The organism is Streptomyces acidiscabies (assembly GCF_020010905.1).
In the GTDB taxonomy this organism is placed as follows: Bacteria; Actinomycetota; Actinomycetes; order Streptomycetales; family Streptomycetaceae; genus Streptomyces; species Streptomyces acidiscabies.
On sequence record NZ_JAGJBY010000001.1, the window covers coordinates 868,743 to 888,024 of the forward strand.

Annotated in this window: 17 protein-coding genes and 4 tRNA genes; 11 read left to right on the forward strand and 10 right to left on the reverse strand. The window is 69.1% G+C overall.

Going from position 1 to position 19,282, the window contains the following annotated elements; translation table 11 throughout:
- Nucleotides 1–9: 9 nt before the first annotated feature.
- On the reverse strand, nt 10–513 hold the full coding sequence (locus J8M50_RS04235) for a hypothetical protein (protein ID WP_010352099.1): 504 nt from the start codon (nt 511–513) through the stop codon (nt 10–12).
- 145 nt (nt 514–658) lie between these two features.
- On the opposite strand from J8M50_RS04235, the gene J8M50_RS04240 reads away from it, so the two are divergent.
- From J8M50_RS04240 to J8M50_RS04255, 4 genes are all read left to right on the forward strand, one after another.
- Nucleotides 659–1,780 carry an alpha/beta hydrolase family protein gene (locus J8M50_RS04240; RefSeq protein WP_010352098.1) on the forward strand — a complete coding sequence of 374 codons (1,122 nt, stop codon included), beginning with the start codon at nt 659–661 and terminating at the stop codon, nt 1,778–1,780.
- A gap of 89 nt (nt 1,781–1,869) precedes the next feature.
- Nucleotides 1,870–2,820 (forward strand): hypothetical protein, encoded by a 951-nt coding sequence (locus J8M50_RS04245; RefSeq protein ID WP_158002779.1) that lies wholly within the window; start codon nt 1,870–1,872, stop codon nt 2,818–2,820.
- Nucleotides 2,821–2,864: 44 nt separating this feature from the next.
- Nucleotides 2,865–3,131: a hypothetical protein gene (locus J8M50_RS04250; RefSeq protein WP_010352096.1), complete on the forward strand. Its 267-nt coding sequence runs from the start codon at nt 2,865–2,867 to the stop codon at nt 3,129–3,131.
- A gap of 3 nt (nt 3,132–3,134) precedes the next feature.
- Entirely contained in the window at nt 3,135–3,779 is a 645-nt protein-coding gene (locus tag J8M50_RS04255; protein ID WP_010352095.1) for a hypothetical protein, read from the forward strand.
- On the opposite strand, the gene J8M50_RS04260 is transcribed toward J8M50_RS04255, so the two are convergent.
- Nucleotides 3,766–4,062, reverse strand: coding sequence for a hypothetical protein (locus tag J8M50_RS04260; RefSeq protein ID WP_010352094.1), 297 nt, complete (start codon nt 4,060–4,062; stop codon nt 3,766–3,768). The genes J8M50_RS04255 and J8M50_RS04260 overlap by 14 nt on opposite strands.
- 163 nt (nt 4,063–4,225) lie before the next feature.
- Between J8M50_RS04260 and J8M50_RS04265 the strand changes: the two genes are divergently transcribed.
- From J8M50_RS04265 to purM, 3 genes are all read left to right on the forward strand, one after another.
- Nucleotides 4,226–5,011 (forward strand): maleylpyruvate isomerase family mycothiol-dependent enzyme, encoded by a 786-nt coding sequence (locus tag J8M50_RS04265; protein ID WP_029183627.1) that lies wholly within the window; start codon nt 4,226–4,228, stop codon nt 5,009–5,011.
- 165 nt (nt 5,012–5,176) lie between these two features.
- Entirely contained in the window at nt 5,177–6,706 is a 1,530-nt protein-coding gene (gene purF, locus J8M50_RS04270) for an amidophosphoribosyltransferase (RefSeq protein WP_010352092.1), read from the forward strand.
- Between the two features lie 45 nt (nt 6,707–6,751).
- Nucleotides 6,752–7,819 (forward strand): phosphoribosylformylglycinamidine cyclo-ligase, encoded by a 1,068-nt coding sequence (gene purM / locus J8M50_RS04275; RefSeq protein ID WP_010352091.1) that lies wholly within the window; start codon nt 6,752–6,754, stop codon nt 7,817–7,819.
- Nucleotides 7,820–7,953: 134 nt separating this feature from the next.
- Here purM and J8M50_RS04280 read toward each other — a convergent pair whose 3' ends face one another.
- Both J8M50_RS04280 and J8M50_RS04285 read right to left on the reverse strand, forming a co-directional pair.
- On the reverse strand, nt 7,954–8,217 hold the full coding sequence (locus tag J8M50_RS04280; protein ID WP_050372848.1) for a DUF3073 domain-containing protein: 264 nt from the start codon (nt 8,215–8,217) through the stop codon (nt 7,954–7,956).
- Between the two features lie 293 nt (nt 8,218–8,510).
- Complete coding sequence (locus J8M50_RS04285; RefSeq protein ID WP_010352090.1) at nt 8,511–9,602, reverse strand: Leu/Phe/Val dehydrogenase; 1,092 nt, start codon at nt 9,600–9,602, stop codon at nt 8,511–8,513.
- Nucleotides 9,603–9,823: 221 nt separating this feature from the next.
- On the opposite strand from J8M50_RS04285, the gene J8M50_RS04290 reads away from it, so the two are divergent.
- The gene (locus J8M50_RS04290) at nt 9,824–10,666 is read left to right on the forward strand and encodes a DUF8083 family protein (RefSeq protein ID WP_010352089.1); all 843 of its coding nucleotides are present in this window, start codon (nt 9,824–9,826) and stop codon (nt 10,664–10,666) included.
- A gap of 547 nt (nt 10,667–11,213) precedes the next feature.
- A complete protein-coding gene (bldC, locus tag J8M50_RS04295) occupies nt 11,214–11,420 on the forward strand; it encodes a developmental transcriptional regulator BldC (RefSeq protein ID WP_003949541.1) in 207 nt (68 codons plus the stop codon).
- Nucleotides 11,421–11,993: 573 nt separating this feature from the next.
- On the opposite strand, the gene J8M50_RS04300 is transcribed toward bldC, so the two are convergent.
- The 6 genes from J8M50_RS04300 to J8M50_RS04325 all read right to left on the reverse strand — a co-directional run bounded on the left by J8M50_RS04300 (nt 11,994) and on the right by J8M50_RS04325 (nt 18,209).
- Nucleotides 11,994–12,068 (reverse strand) — tRNA-Asp (locus J8M50_RS04300).
- 98 nt (nt 12,069–12,166) lie between these two features.
- Nucleotides 12,167–16,144 (reverse strand): ATP-dependent RNA helicase HrpA, encoded by a 3,978-nt coding sequence (gene hrpA, locus J8M50_RS04305; RefSeq protein WP_010352082.1) that lies wholly within the window; start codon nt 16,142–16,144, stop codon nt 12,167–12,169.
- Nucleotides 16,145–16,410: 266 nt separating this feature from the next.
- Nucleotides 16,411–16,484 (reverse strand) — tRNA-Phe (locus J8M50_RS04310).
- 27 nt (nt 16,485–16,511) lie between these two features.
- Nucleotides 16,512–16,586: transfer RNA gene (locus tag J8M50_RS04315), tRNA-Asp, on the reverse strand.
- Between the two features lie 35 nt (nt 16,587–16,621).
- Nucleotides 16,622–16,694 (reverse strand) — tRNA-Glu (locus J8M50_RS04320).
- A gap of 81 nt (nt 16,695–16,775) precedes the next feature.
- Entirely contained in the window at nt 16,776–18,209 is a 1,434-nt protein-coding gene (locus tag J8M50_RS04325; protein WP_010352081.1) for a metallophosphoesterase family protein, read from the reverse strand.
- Nucleotides 18,210–18,265: 56 nt separating this feature from the next.
- Between J8M50_RS04325 and J8M50_RS04330 the strand changes: the two genes are divergently transcribed.
- Together J8M50_RS04330 and J8M50_RS04335 are read left to right on the forward strand one after the other, a co-directional pair.
- Nucleotides 18,266–18,616 (forward strand): metallopeptidase family protein, encoded by a 351-nt coding sequence (locus tag J8M50_RS04330; RefSeq protein WP_010352080.1) that lies wholly within the window; start codon nt 18,266–18,268, stop codon nt 18,614–18,616.
- A gap of 68 nt (nt 18,617–18,684) precedes the next feature.
- A complete protein-coding gene (locus tag J8M50_RS04335) occupies nt 18,685–19,161 on the forward strand; it encodes a hypothetical protein (protein ID WP_010352079.1) in 477 nt (158 codons plus the stop codon).
- The last annotated feature ends 121 nt before the right edge of the window (nt 19,162–19,282 follow it).

Sequence of the window (19,282 nt, forward strand, 5' to 3'; positions counted from 1 at the left end):
ATCCCAGCCTCACCCGCTGAGACCGGCGTCGGCCCATCGGCGCAGGTCCGCGCAGGTCGGGTCGGGGGCCGACGTACGTGTTGTGATCGTGTGCAGCGCGCGTGGCACGTGCTGGGCCAGGGCGAAGAGTTGGAGCGACGGCCCGGCGCCGGAGTGGATGCACAGCCGGATCGTGAGGACCGCCTTCTCCTCGGCCTCGTCCGTGAAGGCGGTCGGCACGCCCGCGAGGAACATCCAGTCGGGGCGGTCGTTCACCGCGTCGGAGACGGTCCGCAGGGACACCGCGTCGAGGGTCTCGACGGAACAGGGCGCACCCTTCGCGACGGCGTCCCGCAACACCGCGTGAAAAACCATCCCGGCGAACACCCCGAACACGTACTCCCCCCACTCCACGCCGATCCCCTTCGCCCGGAAGGCCTCCCACCGACTCTCCGTCCGCCACCGCTCCACATCCACCAGTGGCAGAAGGCACCGCCCCAGCCGCAGACACTCCCCCCAGACCTCCGCACCCATCAACTCGCCCCCTCTCCGGGCCCATTGTCCGACCGGCGGAGCCAATTCCCGCCCGGTTGCAAGGACTTGCCCCCCAGCAGACCCCACCCCCACACCCCCGGCCACCTCCATTCCCGCCCTCCCCCCAACCCCCTAGCGTCCCCCCATGACCAGAACCACCACCCGCCTCCTCCACACCCTCCTGCTCCTCCTCGCCTTATCCGCAACGGCGTTCACCACACCCCCGTCCACCCAACTCCAACTCCCGTCCCCCACAGGCCCGTACGCGATCGGCCGCGACACCCTCCACCTGGTCGACCCCACCCGCCAGGACCCGTGGGTGCCGGAGGCGGGCGTGCGGGAGCTGATGGTGTCGCTGTACTACCCCGCCCGGCGGGGAACGGGCACCCGGGCGCCGTACATGACCACACCGGAAGCCGAACGGCTCCTGAAAGACCGGGGATACGACAGCCTCGTACCCGCCGAAACACTCAGCGCGACCCGCACGAACACGACCGAGCACGCCCAACCGTCCCCCGGCCGCTTCCCGTTGGTCCTCCTCTCCCCGGGATTCACCCTGCCGCGCACGACGTTGACCCTCCTCTCGGAGGAACTGGCGAGCCGGGGGTACGTAGTTGCTGCGGTCGACCACGCGTACGAGTCCGTCGCGACGACCTTCCCCGGCGGGCGGCTGCTGCCGTGTGTGGCGTGCGAGAAGTCCAAGGAGACGGGGATGGCGGCGGTCGCGGAGGGCCGGGCCCGGGACCTGTCCTTCGTGACGGACGAACTGACGGCGGCTCACGGCCCGTACGCCGCGATGATCGACCCCCGCCGTATCGGCGTCGCCGGTCACTCCATCGGTGGTGCGACCGCCGTCCCCGCGATGGCCGCCGACCTCCGCTTCCGCGCCGGCGCGAACCTGGACGGCGGTTTCTTCAGTGCCGTACCCCCGTCCGGCCTCGGCGCTCGTCCCTTCCTGATGCTCGGCGCCGAGTCCCCGCACGTCCCCGGCAACGTGACCTGGGACCTCGCCTGGCAACGACTCGACGGCTGGAAACGCTGGCTGACGGTCAAGGACGCGGGCCACTTCAGCTTCACCGACCTCCCCGTCCTCGCCGCCCAACTCGGCATCACAGACCCCGAGTTCCCTCTCCCGGGCCCCCGCTCCGGCGACATCACCCGCACCTACCTGACCGCCTTCTTCGACCTCCACCTACGCACCGTCCCCCAGCCCCTCCTCGACGGCCCCACCCCGGCGAACCCGGAAGTGACCTTTCAGCACGCCTGAGCCTCACTCGAACGGGTGATCATCACCCGGTTGGCGGACGTTGCGCGGGAGGGCGGCCCTACGATCACGGCGTTCACAGTGAGTAACCGATGAAGGACGCCGTGGTCAGTTCACCGCATGAAGCAATGCACCGGATCATCCAGCAGGACCCCGGCGTGTTCGTCCGGGCCGCCAGGGCGAACGGCATCCCGTTCGCCGATGTCGTCACCAGCGAGGAGATGCCGACCGACCTCACCGAGAGCCATCCGCTGGAGCGGCGGGTGGACAGTCTGCTGCGTATCGAGACCGCCGACAGTGAGAGCTACCTCCTGGCGATCGAGGCTCAGCGCAAGCAGGACGCCGACAAACCGGCGAGCTGGGCCTATTACCTCAGCTACCTCTACTCCAAGTACCGGATTCCGCCGGTCCTGGTGGTCGTCTGCGAGGACCGCACCACCGCGGAGTGGGCCACGGGCCCTTTCGACATCGGCCTCAAGGGGTGGAGCCCGCTCACCCTGCGCCCCATCGTCCTGGGCCCGGACAACATCCCGGTCTTCACGACCCGCGAGCAGGCGGCGCGGGACATCCCGATGACGGTCCTGTCCGCGATTCTCCACCACCGTGACCCGGAGATCCAAGCCATACTGAAAGCACTCTCATCCGCCTTGCGGGACCTACAGGAACGCGACGAGGAAGCGGCAGACCACTTCGTCGAACTCACCGCCCAGGGCCTGGGCAAGGGCCCGTACGCCGAACTCTGGAGGGAACTAGTGGCCATCGACACCTCATTCTTCGTCTCCCCTCTGTCGGAGGGAATCCGAGAAGAAGGCCGAGAAGAAGGCCGAGAAGAAGGCCGGGCAGAGGGCCGGGCGGAAGGCCGGGCACAGGGAAAGGCAGAGGTCATCCTTCGTCTGCTGGACAGCCGCGGCGTCCCCCTTTCCGAGGCTGACCGCGAGCGCATCGCGTCCTGCACCGACCTGACTCTCCTGGACTGCTGGCTCGACCGGGTCATGACGGCGACCACGGCGGACGAGGTCTTCGCCGAGGTTCACACGGACTGATCCCTGCACGTCACCGCTGTTCAGGCCACAGATGAAGGGACTCAGTGGTCATCGATACTTCGTCTTTCGTCTCCCCCCTGTCGGAAGGCATCCGCGAGGAGGGCCGCGAGCAAGGCCGCAAGGAGGGCCTCGTGGAGGCCGGCGTCCATGGTCTCCTGTTTCTGCTGGACCGCCGCGGCGTGGAGATCCCCGACTCCGACCGAGACCTGATCTCCTCCTGCACCAACCTCGCCGCCCTGTACCGCTGGTTCGACCGCGCGATCACCGCCACCACGATGGACGAGGTCTTCGCCGGAGACACGTCCGACTGACCCGTGCGTCCACACGAACACACAGCGGAATCCCAGTCCGACATCACCCGAGTCCTGGTCACCCACTTCCACACCCCCCTCCCAGACGGCCACCACATCCGAGGCGTACTCCCCACCCCCACGGACGCGATCCGCATCGTCACGGGCCCCCGGCACAAGTACGCCCCGAAACACCTGGCCGTCTGGGAGATGCCGCTCATCGACCCGGAGGGCCTGGAAGGGCTGACCCCCTGGAGAGCCTGGGACGCGCTCAGGTCGCTGCACACCCCCGGAGCCGCAGTCCCTCCCAGCACCGGCGAGACCCTGGGCATGCCCCTGACCCAGGTGGACCCCTGGAACCTCACCCCCGAACCCCCCGCTCGCGACGACAGAGCGTACGTAGCCCTGTACGCCCTCACACACCCCTCCACCGACACCCCCCGCCCCAACCCCCGCCTCCGAGGCTTCCTCCTAACCTCCCCCGACCGCCTCCGCCTGTACGTGGACAGAAAGGAGGACGGCACAGAGGTCACGGCGGCGGACATACGCCCCACCGGCGCAACAACCGCCCTCCTAGCAGCCCTCCACCCCCTCCTGGACGACCCCCTCAGACGAACCCCCACGAACGACCCCCACTGCACCCGCCTCCTGGACTTCACGGACTGGTGACCCCCACCGCCACCCCGAACTCCGCCTCCGCCTCACCCCTCGCCGTCACCCCGAACCTCGTCGCCACCTCGATGCCCCCTGCCGTCATGAACTGCGCCCCTGGCTTCGGCGCCCGCCGCCATCCCGATTCCTGCCTCCGCCTCGGCACCCGCCTCCACCCGGAACTCCGCCCCGCCTCGGCGCTCGCCGTCACCCCGATTCCCGCCTCCACCTCGGCCCCCACCGCCATCCCGACCTCTGCCGTCACCCTGAACTCCACCTCCGCCTCGGCGCTCGCCTCCACCCGGAACTCCGCCCCGCCTCGGCGCCCGCCGTCACCCCGATTCCCGCCTCCACCTCGGCCCCCACCGCCATCCCGACCTCTGCCGTCACCCCACCCGCCTCCACCCCACCCCCTCGCCAAAAAGGAAGCCACCAAGCACCCCCCGCCCAATAAGCTCCCGCCCATGCCCCCCGCCAAATCCCGCCCCCGCACCTACCCCCCCACCAAAACCCGCACCGCAGTCCTAGCCCAACTATCAAACCTAGACACCACCACCCGCACCCTCACGGAAACCGACCTCGCGCGCCCCACAAGACTGGGCGACTGGACCGTACGAGAGCTGCTCGCGCACATCGGCATGGCGGTCACCGCCGTCGGCCGAGCCCTGGACCTCCCGGAACCCCGCAAACAGGACGCCACCCTCCTGGACTGGCCCTTCGCGACGGCAGGGAACGCCGCCGCGATCGACGCGTTCACGCGGAAGCTGGCCCAGCAGCCCACCGACCTCGCCGCGACAGCCGCGGCCCTCGCCGAGCAGTTGGACACCCACCCCGCCACCCGCCTCGTACAGACGAACGCCGGCGCGATGCCGCTCGCCGAGTACCTGGTCACCCGTACCGTCGAGCTGATCGTCCACACGGACGACCTGAACCAGGCCCTCGGGAGCCAGGACATCCCGTACGACAGGCAGGCGCTGGCCATGGCCACCCGCCTCCTCACCGACGCCCTCGCGGAAAAGGCGCCCGGCGGGTCCACGGAGGTCAGGGTCCCCCCGTTCGCGGTGGTCCAGTGCGTGGAAGGCCCGAGGCACACCAGAGGCACCCCACCGAACGTCGTGGAGACGGACCCCCTGACCTGGATAAGACTCGCGACAGGCCGCCTGACCTGGGAAGACGCCCTGGACCAAGCCACCCTCACCGCCAGCGGCGACCGAGCCGACCTCACCCCCTACCTCCCCCTGATGTCATAAGCCACAAAGTCCCGAATGATGTGCGACACCTCACTCACCAGTACGGCAAACCGGACCCCCTGAACCCGACCGAACCGCGCTGACCTGCGGAAACGCGGAAGTAACCGGCTACTGACCGGTATCCCCAATTCGGACCAGCGCTCGGCCTCGCCTACACTCGGAGCCGTGCCACGTGGTGACGGTCGACTCAGTCATGATCTGCTCCCCGGTGAGAAGGGTCCTCAGGACGCCTGCGGCGTCTTCGGGGTCTGGGCTCCCGGCGAAGAGGTCGCCAAGCTCACTTACTTCGGGCTCTACGCCCTCCAGCATCGAGGCCAGGAATCCGCGGGAATCGCGGTCAGCAACGGCTCCCAGATCCTCGTCTTCAAGGACATGGGGCTCGTTTCCCAGGTCTTCGACGAGACATCCCTCGGCTCGCTCCAGGGCCATATCGCGGTCGGTCACGCCCGCTACTCGACGACAGGCGCCTCCACCTGGGAGAACGCCCAGCCGACGTTCCGCGCCACCGCGCACGGCTCGATCGCGCTCGGCCACAACGGCAACCTCGTCAACACCGCGCAGCTCGCGGAGATGGTCGCGGACCTGCCCAAGCAGGAGGGCGGCCGTACGCCCCGCGTCGCGGCGACGAACGACACGGACCTGCTGACGGCCCTGCTGGCCGCCCAGCGCGACGAGGACGGCACCCCCCTGACCATCGAGGAGGCCGCCCACGCGGTGCTCCCGAAGGTCCGCGGCGCCTTCTCGCTGACGTTCATGGACCAGCACACCCTCTACGCGGCCCGCGACCCGCAGGGCATCCGCCCGCTGGTCCTCGGCCGCCTGGAGCGCGGCTGGGTCGTCGCCTCGGAGTCCGCCGCGCTCGACATCTGCGGCGCGAGCTTCGTCCGCGAGATCGAGCCCGGCGAGTTCATCGCCATCGACGAGAACGGCCTGCGCACCTCCCGATTCGCGGATGCGAAGCCCAAGGGCTGCGTCTTCGAGTACGTCTACCTCGCCCGCCCCGACACCGAGATCGCCGGCCGGAACGTCTACGCGTCCCGCGTCGAGATGGGCCGGAAACTGGCGAAGGAGGCCCCCGCCGAGGCCGATCTCGTCATAGCGACTCCGGAGTCCGGCACCCCCGCCGCGATCGGGTACGCGGAGGCGTCCGGCATCCCCTTCGGCAACGGCCTGGTCAAGAACGCGTACGTCGGCCGGACCTTCATCCAGCCCTCGCAGACCATCCGCCAGCTCGGCATCCGGCTCAAGCTGAACCCGCTGAAGGACGTCATCAAGGGCAAGCGCCTGGTCGTCGTGGACGACTCGATCGTCCGCGGCAACACCCAGCGCGCCCTGGTCCGCATGCTCCGCGAGGCCGGCGCCGCCGAGGTCCACATCCGGATCTCCTCCCCGCCGGTCAAGTGGCCCTGCTTCTTCGGCATCGACTTCGCGACCCGCGCCGAGCTCATCGCCAACGGCATGACGGTCGACGAGATCGGTACGTCGCTCGGCGCCGACTCCCTGGCGTACATCTCCATCGACGGCATGATCGAGGCGACCACCATCGCCAAGCCGAACCTCTGCCGCGCCTGCTTCGACGGCGAGTACCCGATGGAGCTCCCGGACCCCGAGCTGCTCGGCAAGCAGCTCCTGGAGACCGAGCTGGCGGCAGGCACGGCCGCCCCGGCTGCCGTCGACGCGATCCGTCGTCCGTAAGCAGGCCGGTCCAAAGCCTCCGCAGTACGAAACGAAAGTCACACCATGTCTGAGAGCACCGGTGCCAGCTACGCCGCGGCCGGCGTCGACATCGAGGCGGGCGACCGCGCCGTCGAACTCATGAAGGAGTGGGTGAAGAAGACGCAGCGCCCCGAGGTCCTCGGCGGCCTCGGCGGCTTCGCCGGCCTCTTCGACGCCTCCGCCCTCAAGGGGTACGACCGTCCCCTCCTCGCCTCCGCCACGGACGGCGTCGGCACGAAGGTCGACATCGCCCGCCGCCTCGGCGTGTACGACACGATCGGCCACGACCTGGTCGCGATGGTCATGGACGACATCGTGGTCTGCGGCGCCGAGCCCCTCTTCATGACCGACTACATCTGCGTCGGCAAGGTCCACCCCGAGCGTGTCGCCGCGATCGTCAAGGGCATCGCGGAGGGCTGCGTCCTGGCCGGCTGCGCCCTGGTCGGCGGCGAGACGGCCGAACACCCCGGGCTCCTGGGGCCGGACGACTTCGACGTCGCCGGCGCGGGCACCGGCGTCGTGGAGGCCGACCGCCTCCTCGGCGCGGAGCGCATCCGCGAGGGCGACACGGTCATCGCGATGGCCGCGTCCGGCCTCCACTCCAACGGCTACTCCCTGGTCCGCCACGTCCTCCTGGACCAGGCGAACCTGGCGCTGGAGACAAGGGTGGAAGAACTCGGCCGCACCCTCGGAGAAGAACTCCTGGAGCCCACCAAGATCTACTCCCTGGACTGCCTGGCCCTGACCCGCACCACGGACGTCCACGCCTACTCCCACATCACAGGCGGCGGCCTGGCAGCCAACCTGGCCCGAGTAATCCCGGACACCCTCCACGCGGTGGTGGACCGCTCGACGTGGACCCCGGCCCCGATCTTCGACCTGGTAGGCAAGACGGGCAAGGTAGAACGCCTGGAACTGGAAAAGACCCTCAACATGGGCGTAGGCATGATCGCCATCGTCCCGGAGGAGTTCACAGACACGGCCCTGACGACCCTGGAGGACAGGGGAGTGGAGGCCTGGGTGGCAGGCGAAATCGAGGCACGTGGCACGCACACGACAGGCGCGGAGCTGGTAGGCAACTACGCGAGCTGAAGTCTTTTAGGGGCGCGGGGAACTGCGCGACCAGCCACAGCTGACCCGCACCCGAAAGACGGCCCAAAACGGCAGCACAAAACCCGGTCCGATGATCCCCGGACCGGGTCGGGTGCGGCCAAACCGCCGGAGGCCTACGCGCCGCGGCGATGTTGGTGTTGGGACGGCGGCGACTCATCGTCGTCGTCATCGTCCCCGTACAGCTCCGCGTACTGTGCGTACGGGTCATCCTGCCCATCATCATCGTCGTCGTCCTCGAACGGCTCAGCGTTCGGCGGAATACTTGATGGCGATGCGCCCAGCTCTTCGGCCAGGCGTGAGAGATCAGTCCCGCCGCTGTTGTACTTCAGCTGGCGGGCGACCTTCGCTTGCTTGGCCTTGGCCCGGCCGCGCCCCATGGCTCGACCCCCTCAACGATGGGGCTCGACGGCCCCAGAGTCTTGACACGCGTTCATGATCCAGAACGGACTCTCCGTGGAGAGGCCGTCCGTAGGGCTCCCACGGTACCTGAGCCCGAACCCATACGGTACGTCGCCCGTGGCTGGCGCGTGCGCCCGGCCTCGGTACGACATGCCGTCGTGGCTGGTCAGTGGCGATTTTAACCACTTATTGGCGGCCGACCCGCCGGGAAGAGTGAGAGTTCTCTCCAACTTTCCTCCCGGCGGTACCGCGACCAAGCTCTACGGGGCGGTCACCACCCCCGCGCGAGGGCTCCCTCATGCATCCGCTGCTCGGCGATCCGGTCGGCCGCCGCGGCCGGCGGAATCCCGTCCGACTTCGCGCGAGCAAATATGGCGAGCGTCGTGTCGTAGATGCCGGCCGCCTTCGCCCGGCACCGCTCGAAGTCGAACCCGTGCAGCTCGTCGGCGACCTGGATGACCCCGCCCGCGTTCACGACGTAGTCGGGCGCGTAGAGGATCCCCCGGTCGGCGAGATCCTTCTCGACGCCGGGGTGGGCGAGCTGGTTGTTGGCGGCGCCGCAGACGATCCGCGCGGTCAGCGCCGGCACGGACTCGTCGTCCAGCGCCCCGCCCAGCGCGCAGGGCGCGTACACGTCGAGTCCCTCGACGCGGATCAGCGCCTCGGTGTCCTCGACGGCCCGCACCGAGGGATGCCGGTCGAGGACCTGCCGTACGGCGTCCGCGCGGACGTCCGTGATCACGACCTCGGCGCCCTCCTCCAGGAGGTGGCCGACGAGGTGGTGGCCGACCTTGCCGACCCCGGCGATGCCGACGCGGCGGCCGGCGAGGGAGGGGTCGCCCCACAGGTGCTCGGCGGAGGCGCGCATCCCCTGGTAGACCCCGAACGCCGTGAGGATCGAGGAGTCCCCGGCGCCGCCGTTCTCGGGTGAACGCCCGGTCGTCCAACGGCACTCGCGCGCGACGACGTCCATGTCCGCGACGTACGTACCGACATCGCACGCCGTCACGTACCGCCCGCCGAGCGAGGCCACGAACCGGCCGTAGGCGAGCAGGAGTTCCTCGGTCTTGTCGCGCTGCGGGTCGCCGATGATCACGGCCTTCCCGCCGCCGTGGTCGAGACCGGCCATGGCGTTCTTGTACGACATCCCGCGCGCGAGGTTCAGCGCGTCGGCGACGGCGGCCTCCTCGGAGGCGTACGGATAGAACCGGGTCCCGCCGAGCCCGGGGCCCAGCGCGGTGGAGTGCAGTGCGATGACGGCCTTCAGGCCGGTCTTGCGGTCCTGGCAGAGCACGACTTGCTCGTGACCACCCTGGTCGGAGTGGAACAGGGTGTGCAGGACGCCGTTGGATACGTCAGCCACGGTAGTGACTCCCAAGTAACTAGCGGCGGTTGGGGGCTCGGCCCCGTACAGGTGGCGGGGCCTGTCGGCACGAGCGTAGAGCTTTTCCGGCCACCGGATGCGCTGTGCGGGGGATCACCTCCGCGCGGAGTACGCACGTGCGACGATTTGCACGGCTTTCGGGTTCATTCGTGACCGGTTCCGGGAGGTTTTCCGATCGGCCGGCTGGGGAGGGAGCAGGCGTGCCCAAGGTGTCCTCGGTGACCGTTCCGTACGCGGCCTATCTGCGCGTGTACGAGCCCCTGGCCGCCTTCCCCGAGCCGGAGCGCGAGCACTGGGCGCGCTACGCCCGGCGCCCGCACAGGCCCTCGTACCAGGACGAACTGCGCCGCTCGCTCGCCGACCTGCTGCCCACCCCGCCGGTCGCGGTGCCGGTGCACGAGAGCACCGACGCGTTCGTCGTCGAGGCGGACGGTGTGCTGTGCGTGTGCCCCTGGCGGACCCGGCTGCGCGGCTGGGAGGCCCTCGCCGCACTCGACGAGCACCTCCCCGGGCCGGTCCTCGACGCGGCGGTCCCGGAGGTCGTCCGGCGCCAGGCGGCCCAGGACCACGAGCGCTGGCGCGAGCGCAATCCGGACGCGCGGCCCTGGATCCGTACGGCGACCTGGCAGGTGCCGCTGAACTGGTTCCTGCTGGTCTCCGACGAGGAGCGGCGCTACGACAAGGGCACCGCCGACGAGCCGCCGACGCTGCGCTACCGGACGCCGATGGTGCAGGCCAGGCGCCGGGTCGCGCGGGGGCTGCGGGCGCTTCGGGACGCGGTCGACGAAGGGCCGCTGATCGACGGGCTGGTGGACGTCGGGCGCTGGCTGGAGGAGTTCCACCCCCGCTCGCTCGTCGAGGTCGACTACGGCGGGCTCGTGCACGTCCTGGCCGCCGGGGACCTGGAGGTCGACCACTCCGCGGCGGACGTCGCCGAGGGGATCGAGGCCCTGCGGCGCGGTGACGGGGAGGCCGCCGGGGCGGCTTATGTGCGGCTCGTCGAGCGGTGGCGTGCGGTGCGGGATCTGAGGTCAGCGAACTGACCAGTGAGTTAACAAGACGTTGCAAGTAACTGATCCGTCATCAAAAGTGACGTAGGTCACGGCTCGAACGTTGTCGAACAGCGTACGGTCTGCCGTACTTCGTCCTGAGGTTCGGAAACTGACGGGACGTTGGTCCCGATCCGGGCTTTTGTGTCAAGCGTGACAGATCGCACGTAACTGGCCCTTGCGTCCCTTGCCGCTCCTCGTGCCAAAATAGGACAAGGAGCCCGGGGGAGGTTCTGGCTCAGCATTACCTGCTTTGGGGGGTCTTGTGACTCCTGATCACCGCCGTGACTGATCGTCACAGTGGTGTGACTGTCCGCTATGGCATGGTCCATCGGCTTCCGCGGCTGATGACTACCTGGGAGGGCAATTCCATCGGTTTGGCCGACGCGGCTGGACAGATGGTGTAGTTGTAGTGCCGAGGACAAGCCGTTCGTCCTATAACCGACTCGACCCTCGTCCGCCCATTTCGGGCAACGCGGGTCAAGGTGCAGAATTTAGAGGAAAGAACCGAGAAGGTTCGGTTCTCCCGAGGAGGCCGCTCATGACCGCTCGCACCCCTGATGCTGAGCCGCTGCTGACCCCGGCTGAGGTCGCCACCATGTTCCGCGTCGACCCCAAGACGGTCACGCGGTGGGCGAAGGCCGGGAAGCTCACGTCCATCCGTACGCTCGGCGGACACCGTCGCTATCGCGAGGCTGAGGTTCGCGCACTGCTTGCGGGCATTCCGCAGCAGCGTAGCGAAGCCTGACCGCCGACTGAGCGGGCATCACGGCGGTCCCCCCATCAGCCGTGATGTCCAACCGTTTCACCGCATGACCGCTTTGCCGCACCACAGCTCCATACGGCGCGGGCCCTGCCCCAACAGGACCCCCTGACCCTCACGGGTGTGTCGTCGATCGCGCTGGGCTCCGCCGAGTCCAGCGCGATTTTTTTGTGCGCTTCGCACGTCCTTTCGGACCAGTGCAATTGCACATATTAAATTGACCCCTTGTAGGAGGCGGGTAAGAACCCCACTCGGGCGAACAATCCCGGTGACACCCATCACACCCCCACCCTCTTGCCCCCAACCCCCGCTTCCCCTAAGGAACTTCCCCGCACCTCCATACCTACCCGCACACGCGCCCCGACCCACCTCCACTTCTCACCGGTACGCCACAGAACCCCTCAACGGCCCTGTGGGGGCACGATCTTGACGGTCAGGCAGAAGTTCACCGGGGAGCGACAGAGGCGGGCTACAGGGGGCACAGAGCCGCACCCTGAATCTGGGGAGGGAACGAAGAAGACCCGCCATCCTTGACGGATGACGGGCCTCTTAATGATGCGGTCCTGACGGGATTTGAACCCGCGGCCTCCACCTTGACAGGGTGGCGAGCACTCCAAACTGCTCCACAGGACCTTGCGTTGTGCGGCTGGGGCTTGGGTTTCCCTGGCTGCGAGAAGGACTGTACAGGAGGGTGAGTGGCCAGGTCGAACTCACCCTCCGTCAGTGACCGGTCACGGAACTTCCGCGTCGATCGCCTTCACGATCCGCTTGTCGGAGATCGCGTACGCCGTGCCCAGCGCGTGCGCGAAGTAGCTCACCCGGAGCTCCTCGATCATCCAGCGGATGTCCAGGACCGAGGTGGGCACGGGACGCCCCTTGGGGAGCTGCTCCAGGAGCCAGGCGTACTCGTCCCGCATCTCGTGGACCTTCTCCATGCGGGTGGTGTCCCGCTGGACGTTGGTCGGCATCTGCTGGAGCCGGCGGTCCACCGCGACCAGGTACCGCATCAGGTCGCCGAGCCGCCGGATCCCGGCCTGCGTGACGAACCCGGGCCGCACGAGCGCGTCGAGCTGCGCCCGCACGTCCGCGAGGTTCGCGAGCAGCGCCGGACTGCGTACGCCCTTGAGGCGCCGCTCGGCGGCCTGCCAGGCGGCGAGGACCTGCTGCACCGCCCCCACCGTCCGCACGGTCGTGTCGACGATCTCCGCGCGCACCTTGTCGTACAGCTTCCGGTACGACGACTCGTCCCAGGCCGGCCCCCCGAAGTCCCCGATCAGCTTGTCGGCGGCGGCCATCGCGCAGTCGTCGAACAGCGCCTGGATGGAACCGTGCGGATTCGCCGACAGCGCGAGCTTCTGCGCGTTGGTCAGCTTCTCGGAAGCGAACTTTGCGGGGTTGACCGGAATGTTGCGCAGGATCAGCCGCCGCGTCCCCTTCCACATCGCCGCCTGCTGCTCGGCCTCCGTGTCGAAGAGCCGTACGGAGACGGTGTCCCCGTCGTCGACCAGCGCCGGGTACGCCTTGACGGGCTGCCCCGCGCGCCGGGTCTCGAAGACCCGGCTGAGGGAGCCGATCGTCCAGTCGGTGAGGCCCTTGCGTTCGAGGGACTCACCGCCCTCGCGTTCGGCGGTGGCCGCGGCGACCTTGGACAGCTCCTGCCGTGCCTTCGGCTTGAGCTGGAGGCGCAGCGCCTCAAGGTCCTTGTCCTCGGCGAGCTTCCGCCGCCGCTCGTCGACGATGCGGAACGTGATGCGCAGGTGCTCGGGGACGCGGGCCCAGTCGAAGTCGTCCGCGTCGAAGGGGACGCCGACCATGCGCTTCAACTCCCGCGCCATGGCGGTCGTCAGCGGCTCCTGAAGAGGAACTACCGCATCCAGGAAGCGCTTTGCGAAGTTCGGCGCCGGCACATAGTTCCGCCGGATCGGCTTCGGCAGGGAACGGATCAGCTCCGTCACCAACTCCTCGCGCAGGCCCGGGATCTGCCAGTCGAAGCCGTCGTCCGTGACCTGGTTCAGCACCTGGAGCGGGACGTGCACGGTCACGCCGTCCGCGTCCGCCCCCGGCTCGAACTGGTACGTCACACGGAACTTGAGCTGCCCCTGGCGCCAACTGTCGGGATAGTCCGCCTTGGTGACCGCCTCCGCGGACTCCCGGATGAGCATCTCCCGCTCGAAGTCCAGGAACTCGGGCTGCTCGTGCCGCTTGTGCTTCCACCAGGAGTCGAAGTGGGCGCCGGACACGACGTGTTCGGGCACCCGCTGGTCGTAGAAGTCGAACAGCGTGTCGTCGTCGACGACGATGTCCCGCCGCCGGGCGCGGTGTTCGAGTTCCTCGACCTCGCTCAACAGCTTCCTGTTGTCCGCGAAGAACTTGTGGTGCGTACGCCAGTCCCCCTCGACCAGCGCGTTGCGGATGAACAGCTCGCGGCTGACCTCCGCGTCCACCCGGCCGTAGTTGACCTTCCGCTGCGCGACGATCGGTACGCCGTACAGCGTGACCTTCTCGTACGCCATCACCGCCGCCTGGTCCTTCTCCCAGTGCGGTTCGGAGTACGTCCGCTTCAGGAGGTGCTCGGCGAGCGGCTCGACCCACTCGGGCTCGATGCGCGCGTTGACGCGGGCCCAGAGGCGCGAGGTCTCCACCAGCTCGGCGGACATCACGAACCTCGGGGGCTTCTTGAACAGCGCGGAGCCCGGGAAGATCGCGAACTTGGCGTTGCGGGCGCCGAGATACTCGTTCCGGCCACCCTCCTTGCGCGGGTTGGCCGTCGCGTCCTTCGTCTCCTTCACGTCCTTCATCCCGACGTGGGAGAGGAGACCGGCGAGGAGCGAGACGTGGATGCGGTCCGCGTCGGCGTCCTCCTCGTTCAGATGGATGCCCATCTGCTTGGCCACCGTGCGGAGTTGGGTGTAGATGTCCTGCCACTCGCGGATGCGCAGGAAGTTCAGGTACTCCTGCTTGCACATCCGGCGGAACGAGCTGGAACCCCGCTCGCGCTGCTGCTCCCGCACGTACCGCCACAGGTTCAGGAACGCGAGGAAGTCGCTGGTCTCGTCCTTGAAGCGGGCGTGCTGCTGGTCCGCCTGCGCCTGTTTGTCCGACGGGCGCTCGCGCGGGTCCTGGATGGACAGCGCGGCGGCTATCACCATGACCTCGCGGGCGCAGCCGTTCTTGTCGGCCTCCAGGACCATGCGGGCGAGCCGGGGGTCGACGGGGAGCTGTGCGAGCTTGCGGCCCGTCTGTGTGAGCCGGTTGCGCTGGTCCTTCTGCGCCGGGTCCAACGCGTTGAGTTCTTGCAGGAGTTGGACGCCGTCGCGGATGTTGCGGTGGTCCGGCGGGTCGATGAACGGGAACTTCTCGATGTCGCCGAGACCGGCCGCCGTCATCTGGAGGATGACCGAGGCGAGGTTCGTCCGCAGGATCTCCGCGTCCGTGAACTCCGGGCGGGTGACGAAGTCGTCCTCGCTGTACAGGCGGATGCAGATGCCGTCGCTGGTCCGGCCGCAGCGGCCCTTGCGCTGGTTCGCGCTCGCCTGGCTGACCGCTTCGATCGGCAGCCGCTGCACCTTCGTACGGTGGCTGTAGCGGCTGATCCTCGCGAAGCCCGGGTCGATGACGTACTTGATGCCGGGGACCGTCAGCGAGGTCTCCGCGACGTTCGTCGCCAGAACGATCCTGCGGCCGGTGTGGGGCTGGAAGACGCGGTGCTGTTCGGCGTGGGAGAGGCGGGCGTAGAGGGGGAGTACCTCGGTGAAGCGGTACTTCTTTTTTTCGAGGGCGTCGGCGGTGTCGCGGATCTCCCGCTCGCCGGAGAGGAAGACGAGGATGTCGCCGGAGCCCTCGCCCTGGAGTTCCTCCACCGCGTCGCAGATCGCCGTGATCTGGTCGCGGTCGGAGTCCTCGGCGTCCTCTTCGAGCAGGGGCCGGTAGCGGACCTCCACCGGGTACGTCCGGCCGCTCACCTCGACGATCGGGGCGTCGCCGAAGTGGCGGGAGAAGCGCTCCGGGTCGATCGTCGCGGATGTGATGACGACCTTCAGGTCGGGGCGTCTCGGCAGGAGCTGCGCGAGGTATCCGAGCAGGAAGTCGATGTTCAGGGACCGCTCGTGCGCCTCGTCGATGATGATCGTGTCGTAGGCGCGCAGCTCGCGGTCCGTCTGGATCTCCGCGAGCAGGATGCCGTCCGTCATCAGCTTCACGAACGTCGCGTCCGGGTCGACCTGGTCGGTGAACCGCACCTTCCAGCCGACGGCCTCGCCGAGAGGCGTACGCAGCTCCTCGGCGACGCGCTCCGCGACGGTCCGGGCGGCGATCCGGCGGGGCTGGGTGTGCCCGATCATGCCGCGTACGCCGCGCCCCAGCTCAAGGCAGATCTTGGGGATCTGGGTGGTCTTGCCGGACCCCGTCTCCCCCGCGACGATGACGACCTGGTGATCGCGGATGGCCGCCGCGATGTCGTCCTTCTTCTGGCTGACGGGGAGCTGCTCGGGGTAGGAGACGGCGGGCACGCGCCCAGCTCTTGTGGCCATCCGCTCGGCACACCGCTCCACCTCCTCCCCGATCTCGGCGAGGACGGCGGCACGCGCCTCCGGTTTCCGGATCTTCCGCGCACCCTCCATCCGTCGCCCGAGCCGCTGCGCATCGCGCAACGACAACTCGACGAGGCGGGAAGCGAGGTTCCCGAGGGCGGGGGCAGGCTGCGTAGACATACGCTCCCCAGGATCTCATCCCGGAGAAAATACTGGCGAACGCTTTTGCCCGGGGCGGGCCGGGAGGGGAAACAACAAGACCCCGATCCGGGGATCAGGTGGCTGGGGCCGGGGTCGAACCGGCGACCTACCGCCAGATCCAGCAAGTGGAACTCCAGCGGTCCTGACGGGATTTGCTGTGTCCGATTGCGGCTCCGCCGCGGGCGCGGCCTCACGGGTGTGGGGGAAACAACAAGACCCCGATCCGAGGATCAGGGTCTGTGCTGTGGCTGGGGCCGGGGTCGAACCGGCGACCTACCGCTTTTCAGGCGGTCGCTCGTACCAACTGAGCTACCCAGCCGAGGAGATCCAGCAAGTGGAACTCCAGCGGTCCTGACGGGATTTGAACCCGCGGCCTCCACCTTGACAGGGTGGCGAGCACTCCAAACTGCTCCACAGGACCTTGCGTTGTGCGAACAGTGTCGCACAGGTGTTGCGTGCCCCCAACGGGATTCGAACCCGTGCTACCGCCTTGAAAGGGCGGCGTCCTAGGCCGCTAGACGATGAGGGCTATCGGCCCGCCTGGGCGCTTCGCAGCGCGTCGGGGACGTGTTGAAGCATATGGGATGGCAGGGGGTATCGCCAAAACGGTTTACGAGGGGGAGGGAGAGGGGCGCGGCTGCGGCTTGTTCTCCTGGGTGAGATGGCGGCTGACCTGGGCTGTTGTCTCCCCGAGCCCGCCCAGCCGGATCTCGTCCCACGCCTGGAGCCGTCGGCTGTCGCGGTCGAAGTAGAGGATCGACGCCTCGATGGGGTCGGGGTGTTTGCCCTCGACGGCGCGCAGCCCGCTGCCCCCGGTGGACCCCTCGACGCGCAGCCGGGTGCCCTTCTTCATGACCTCGGTCTCCCGGTGATGGAGGTGCCCCGCCAGGACGAGGGGAACGGTCCCGTCGACCTCGCGTGCGGCGGACGGCTCGTGGACGACCGCGATGTCGGCCGGCGGCCCCAGCCGCAGCGCGCCCGCGAGCTGCCGTCCGGCGGCCTCCTGGACGCCCTTCTCCCGGGCCGCCGACCGGTCCGGCGTGAACTGGGGATCGCCGATCCCCGCGAACCGCAGCCCGGCGAGGGTGACCGCGCGCCCCTCGTCGAGGACGTGGACGTTGCGCAGCCCGGCCAGGTACCGCTGGGTGACGAGGGAGTCGTGGTTGCCGCGCACCCAGACGTACGGCGCGCCCAGATCGGGGATGGGGTCCAGGAAGGGGTTCTCGGCCGCCGACCCGTGGTCCATCGTGTCGCCGGAGTCGACGATGACGTCCACGTCGTACTGCTCGACGAGCGACGCGATGATCTTCCAGCTCGCGGGGTTGAGGTGGATGTCGGAGACGTGCAGGACGCGGACGGTCGTGGGGTCGGGCTGGTACGCCGGAAGCGTCGAGGTCACGTCGTACAGCTTGGTCACGTTCGTCACGAGCCGGGCGAGTTCCCGCTGGTAGACGTCGAAGTCGGTGACGATGCCGCGGGCGTTGCCGACCAGGGAGGGCGCGGAGGACAGGAGCCCGGAGTAGCGGGGTTCCAGCACGGACTCCGGCTTCCAGGTGGCGTACGCGGTGACGCCGGACGCGGCCAGCAGCGACAGCGCGAGGCCGCCCGCGAGCAGGGCCTTGCGCGGACGCCGGTACACCGCGAGCCCCAGCGCCGTCGCCCCCGTCACGACCGCCGCGCAGGAGCGTACGGCGAGGTCGCGCGCGCCGTGGGAGGCGTCGCGGGCCACCTCCTCCTGGAGTCCGGAGAGGCGTTCGGGGTGGTCGACGAGGGCCTGGGAGCGGACGGGGTCGAGCTGGTCGACGTTGACGTCGAGGCGGACGGGCGCGGTGTGGGTGGCGAAGGAGAGCGCGCCGAGCGGGGAGACGTTGATCTTCGTGCCGCCGGTGAGGGACGGCCGCAGCGTCATCGTCGTATCCATCGGGCCGACCGACGTACGGACGTCGCCGACGGTCAGCAGGCCCAGCCAGGCGCCGGCGACGACCACGGTGACCATGGCGAGGGCGCGGCGCCAGCGGATCAGGGACTCCCGGAGACGGACCATTGGTGCCGTATGCCCGGGGGCGTGTGCGGATATGTGCCGTGCCGGACAATGGGGGTGTGCTGGAGATGACGCGCGAGGAGTTCGAGGAACTGGTCGCCGAGGCGCTCGACCGGATCCCCCCGGAGCTGACGCGGCTCATGGACAACGTGGCGGTGTTCGTCGAGGACGAACCACCCGCGGACGACCCGGAGTTGCTCGGGTTGTACGAGGGCACGCCGCTGACCGACCGGGGGGAGTGGTACGCCGGTGTCCTGCCCGACCGGATCACCATCTACCGGGGGCCGACGCTGCGGATGTGCGGGACGCGGGAGGAGGTCGTCGCGGAGACGGAGGTGACGGTCGTCCACGAGATCGCGCACCACTTCGGCATCGACGACGAGCGGCTGCACGCGCTGGGGTACGGCTGATCGCGTGTCTTCTTGAGTCCGGCGGGAGTTGGGAGGGATGACTTCCCACTCCTCACCCGGAGGCTCCCGTGCGCTCCTGTTCCCTTTCCGTCCGGCTGGCCGCCTCGGTGCTGGCCGTCGCCGCCGCCTCCGGCTGCATGAGCGTGGGGGACGACGGTGACGGCGCGGGCGCCGCGAAGCCGTCGCAGTCGGCGGGCCGGCCGGGGGACGCCGCGCCGGACGGCGGCAAGGTGGGGTCGGGCCGGTACGTGAACGGCTCGCCGCACCAGGGCGACGACAAGGGCGCGCCCGACGGTGACGGCACCGGGGCCCCCTCGGCGACCCCGTCCGCGTCGCTCTCCGTGAGCGCCTCGCCCACCGCGCCCGCGCCGAAACCGGGCAAGCCGGGCCCCGGCAGGCCGTCGCCGAGCCGCTCGGCCGTACCCGAGCCGCCGCAGTCCTCGCCCGAGCCGCCGACGCCGTCCCCGCCGCAGCCGTCGTCCTCGCCGGAGCCGTCTCCGGTGGAGCCGTCGCCGTCCGCGCAGGAGCCCGCGCCCGGGGGCTGACCTGCGGGATTTGCCTAGTGGGGGGTGAGGTGCGTATGGTGGTAGATCGTTTGATCCCATTTGCCCGGCGCCAACGCAGAGCGCGCCGTGTGGCGCGTACTCTCCCCAGCCGTGGCGGACC

Excerpts from the sequence above, each read along its gene's own strand:
- J8M50_RS04240 (WP_010352098.1), top strand. The coding sequence starts at position 659 with ATGACCAGAACCACCACCCGCCTCCTCCACACCCTCCTGCTCCTCCTC.
- bldC (WP_003949541.1), top strand. The coding sequence starts at position 11,214 with ATGACCGCTCGCACCCCTGATGCTGAGCCGCTGCTGACCCCGGCTGAG.
- purM (WP_010352091.1), top strand. The coding sequence starts at position 6,752 with ATGTCTGAGAGCACCGGTGCCAGCTACGCCGCGGCCGGCGTCGACATC.
- J8M50_RS04235 (WP_010352099.1), bottom strand. The coding sequence starts at position 513 with ATGGGTGCGGAGGTCTGGGGGGAGTGTCTGCGGCTGGGGCGGTGCCTT.
- J8M50_RS04280 (WP_050372848.1), bottom strand. The coding sequence starts at position 8,217 with ATGGGGCGCGGCCGGGCCAAGGCCAAGCAAGCGAAGGTCGCCCGCCAG.
- J8M50_RS04265 (WP_029183627.1), top strand. The coding sequence starts at position 4,226 with ATGCCCCCCGCCAAATCCCGCCCCCGCACCTACCCCCCCACCAAAACC.
- hrpA (WP_010352082.1), bottom strand. The coding sequence starts at position 16,144 with ATGTCTACGCAGCCTGCCCCCGCCCTCGGGAACCTCGCTTCCCGCCTC.
- J8M50_RS04325 (WP_010352081.1), bottom strand. The coding sequence starts at position 18,209 with ATGGTCCGTCTCCGGGAGTCCCTGATCCGCTGGCGCCGCGCCCTCGCC.
- J8M50_RS04245 (WP_158002779.1), top strand. The coding sequence starts at position 1,870 with ATGAAGGACGCCGTGGTCAGTTCACCGCATGAAGCAATGCACCGGATC.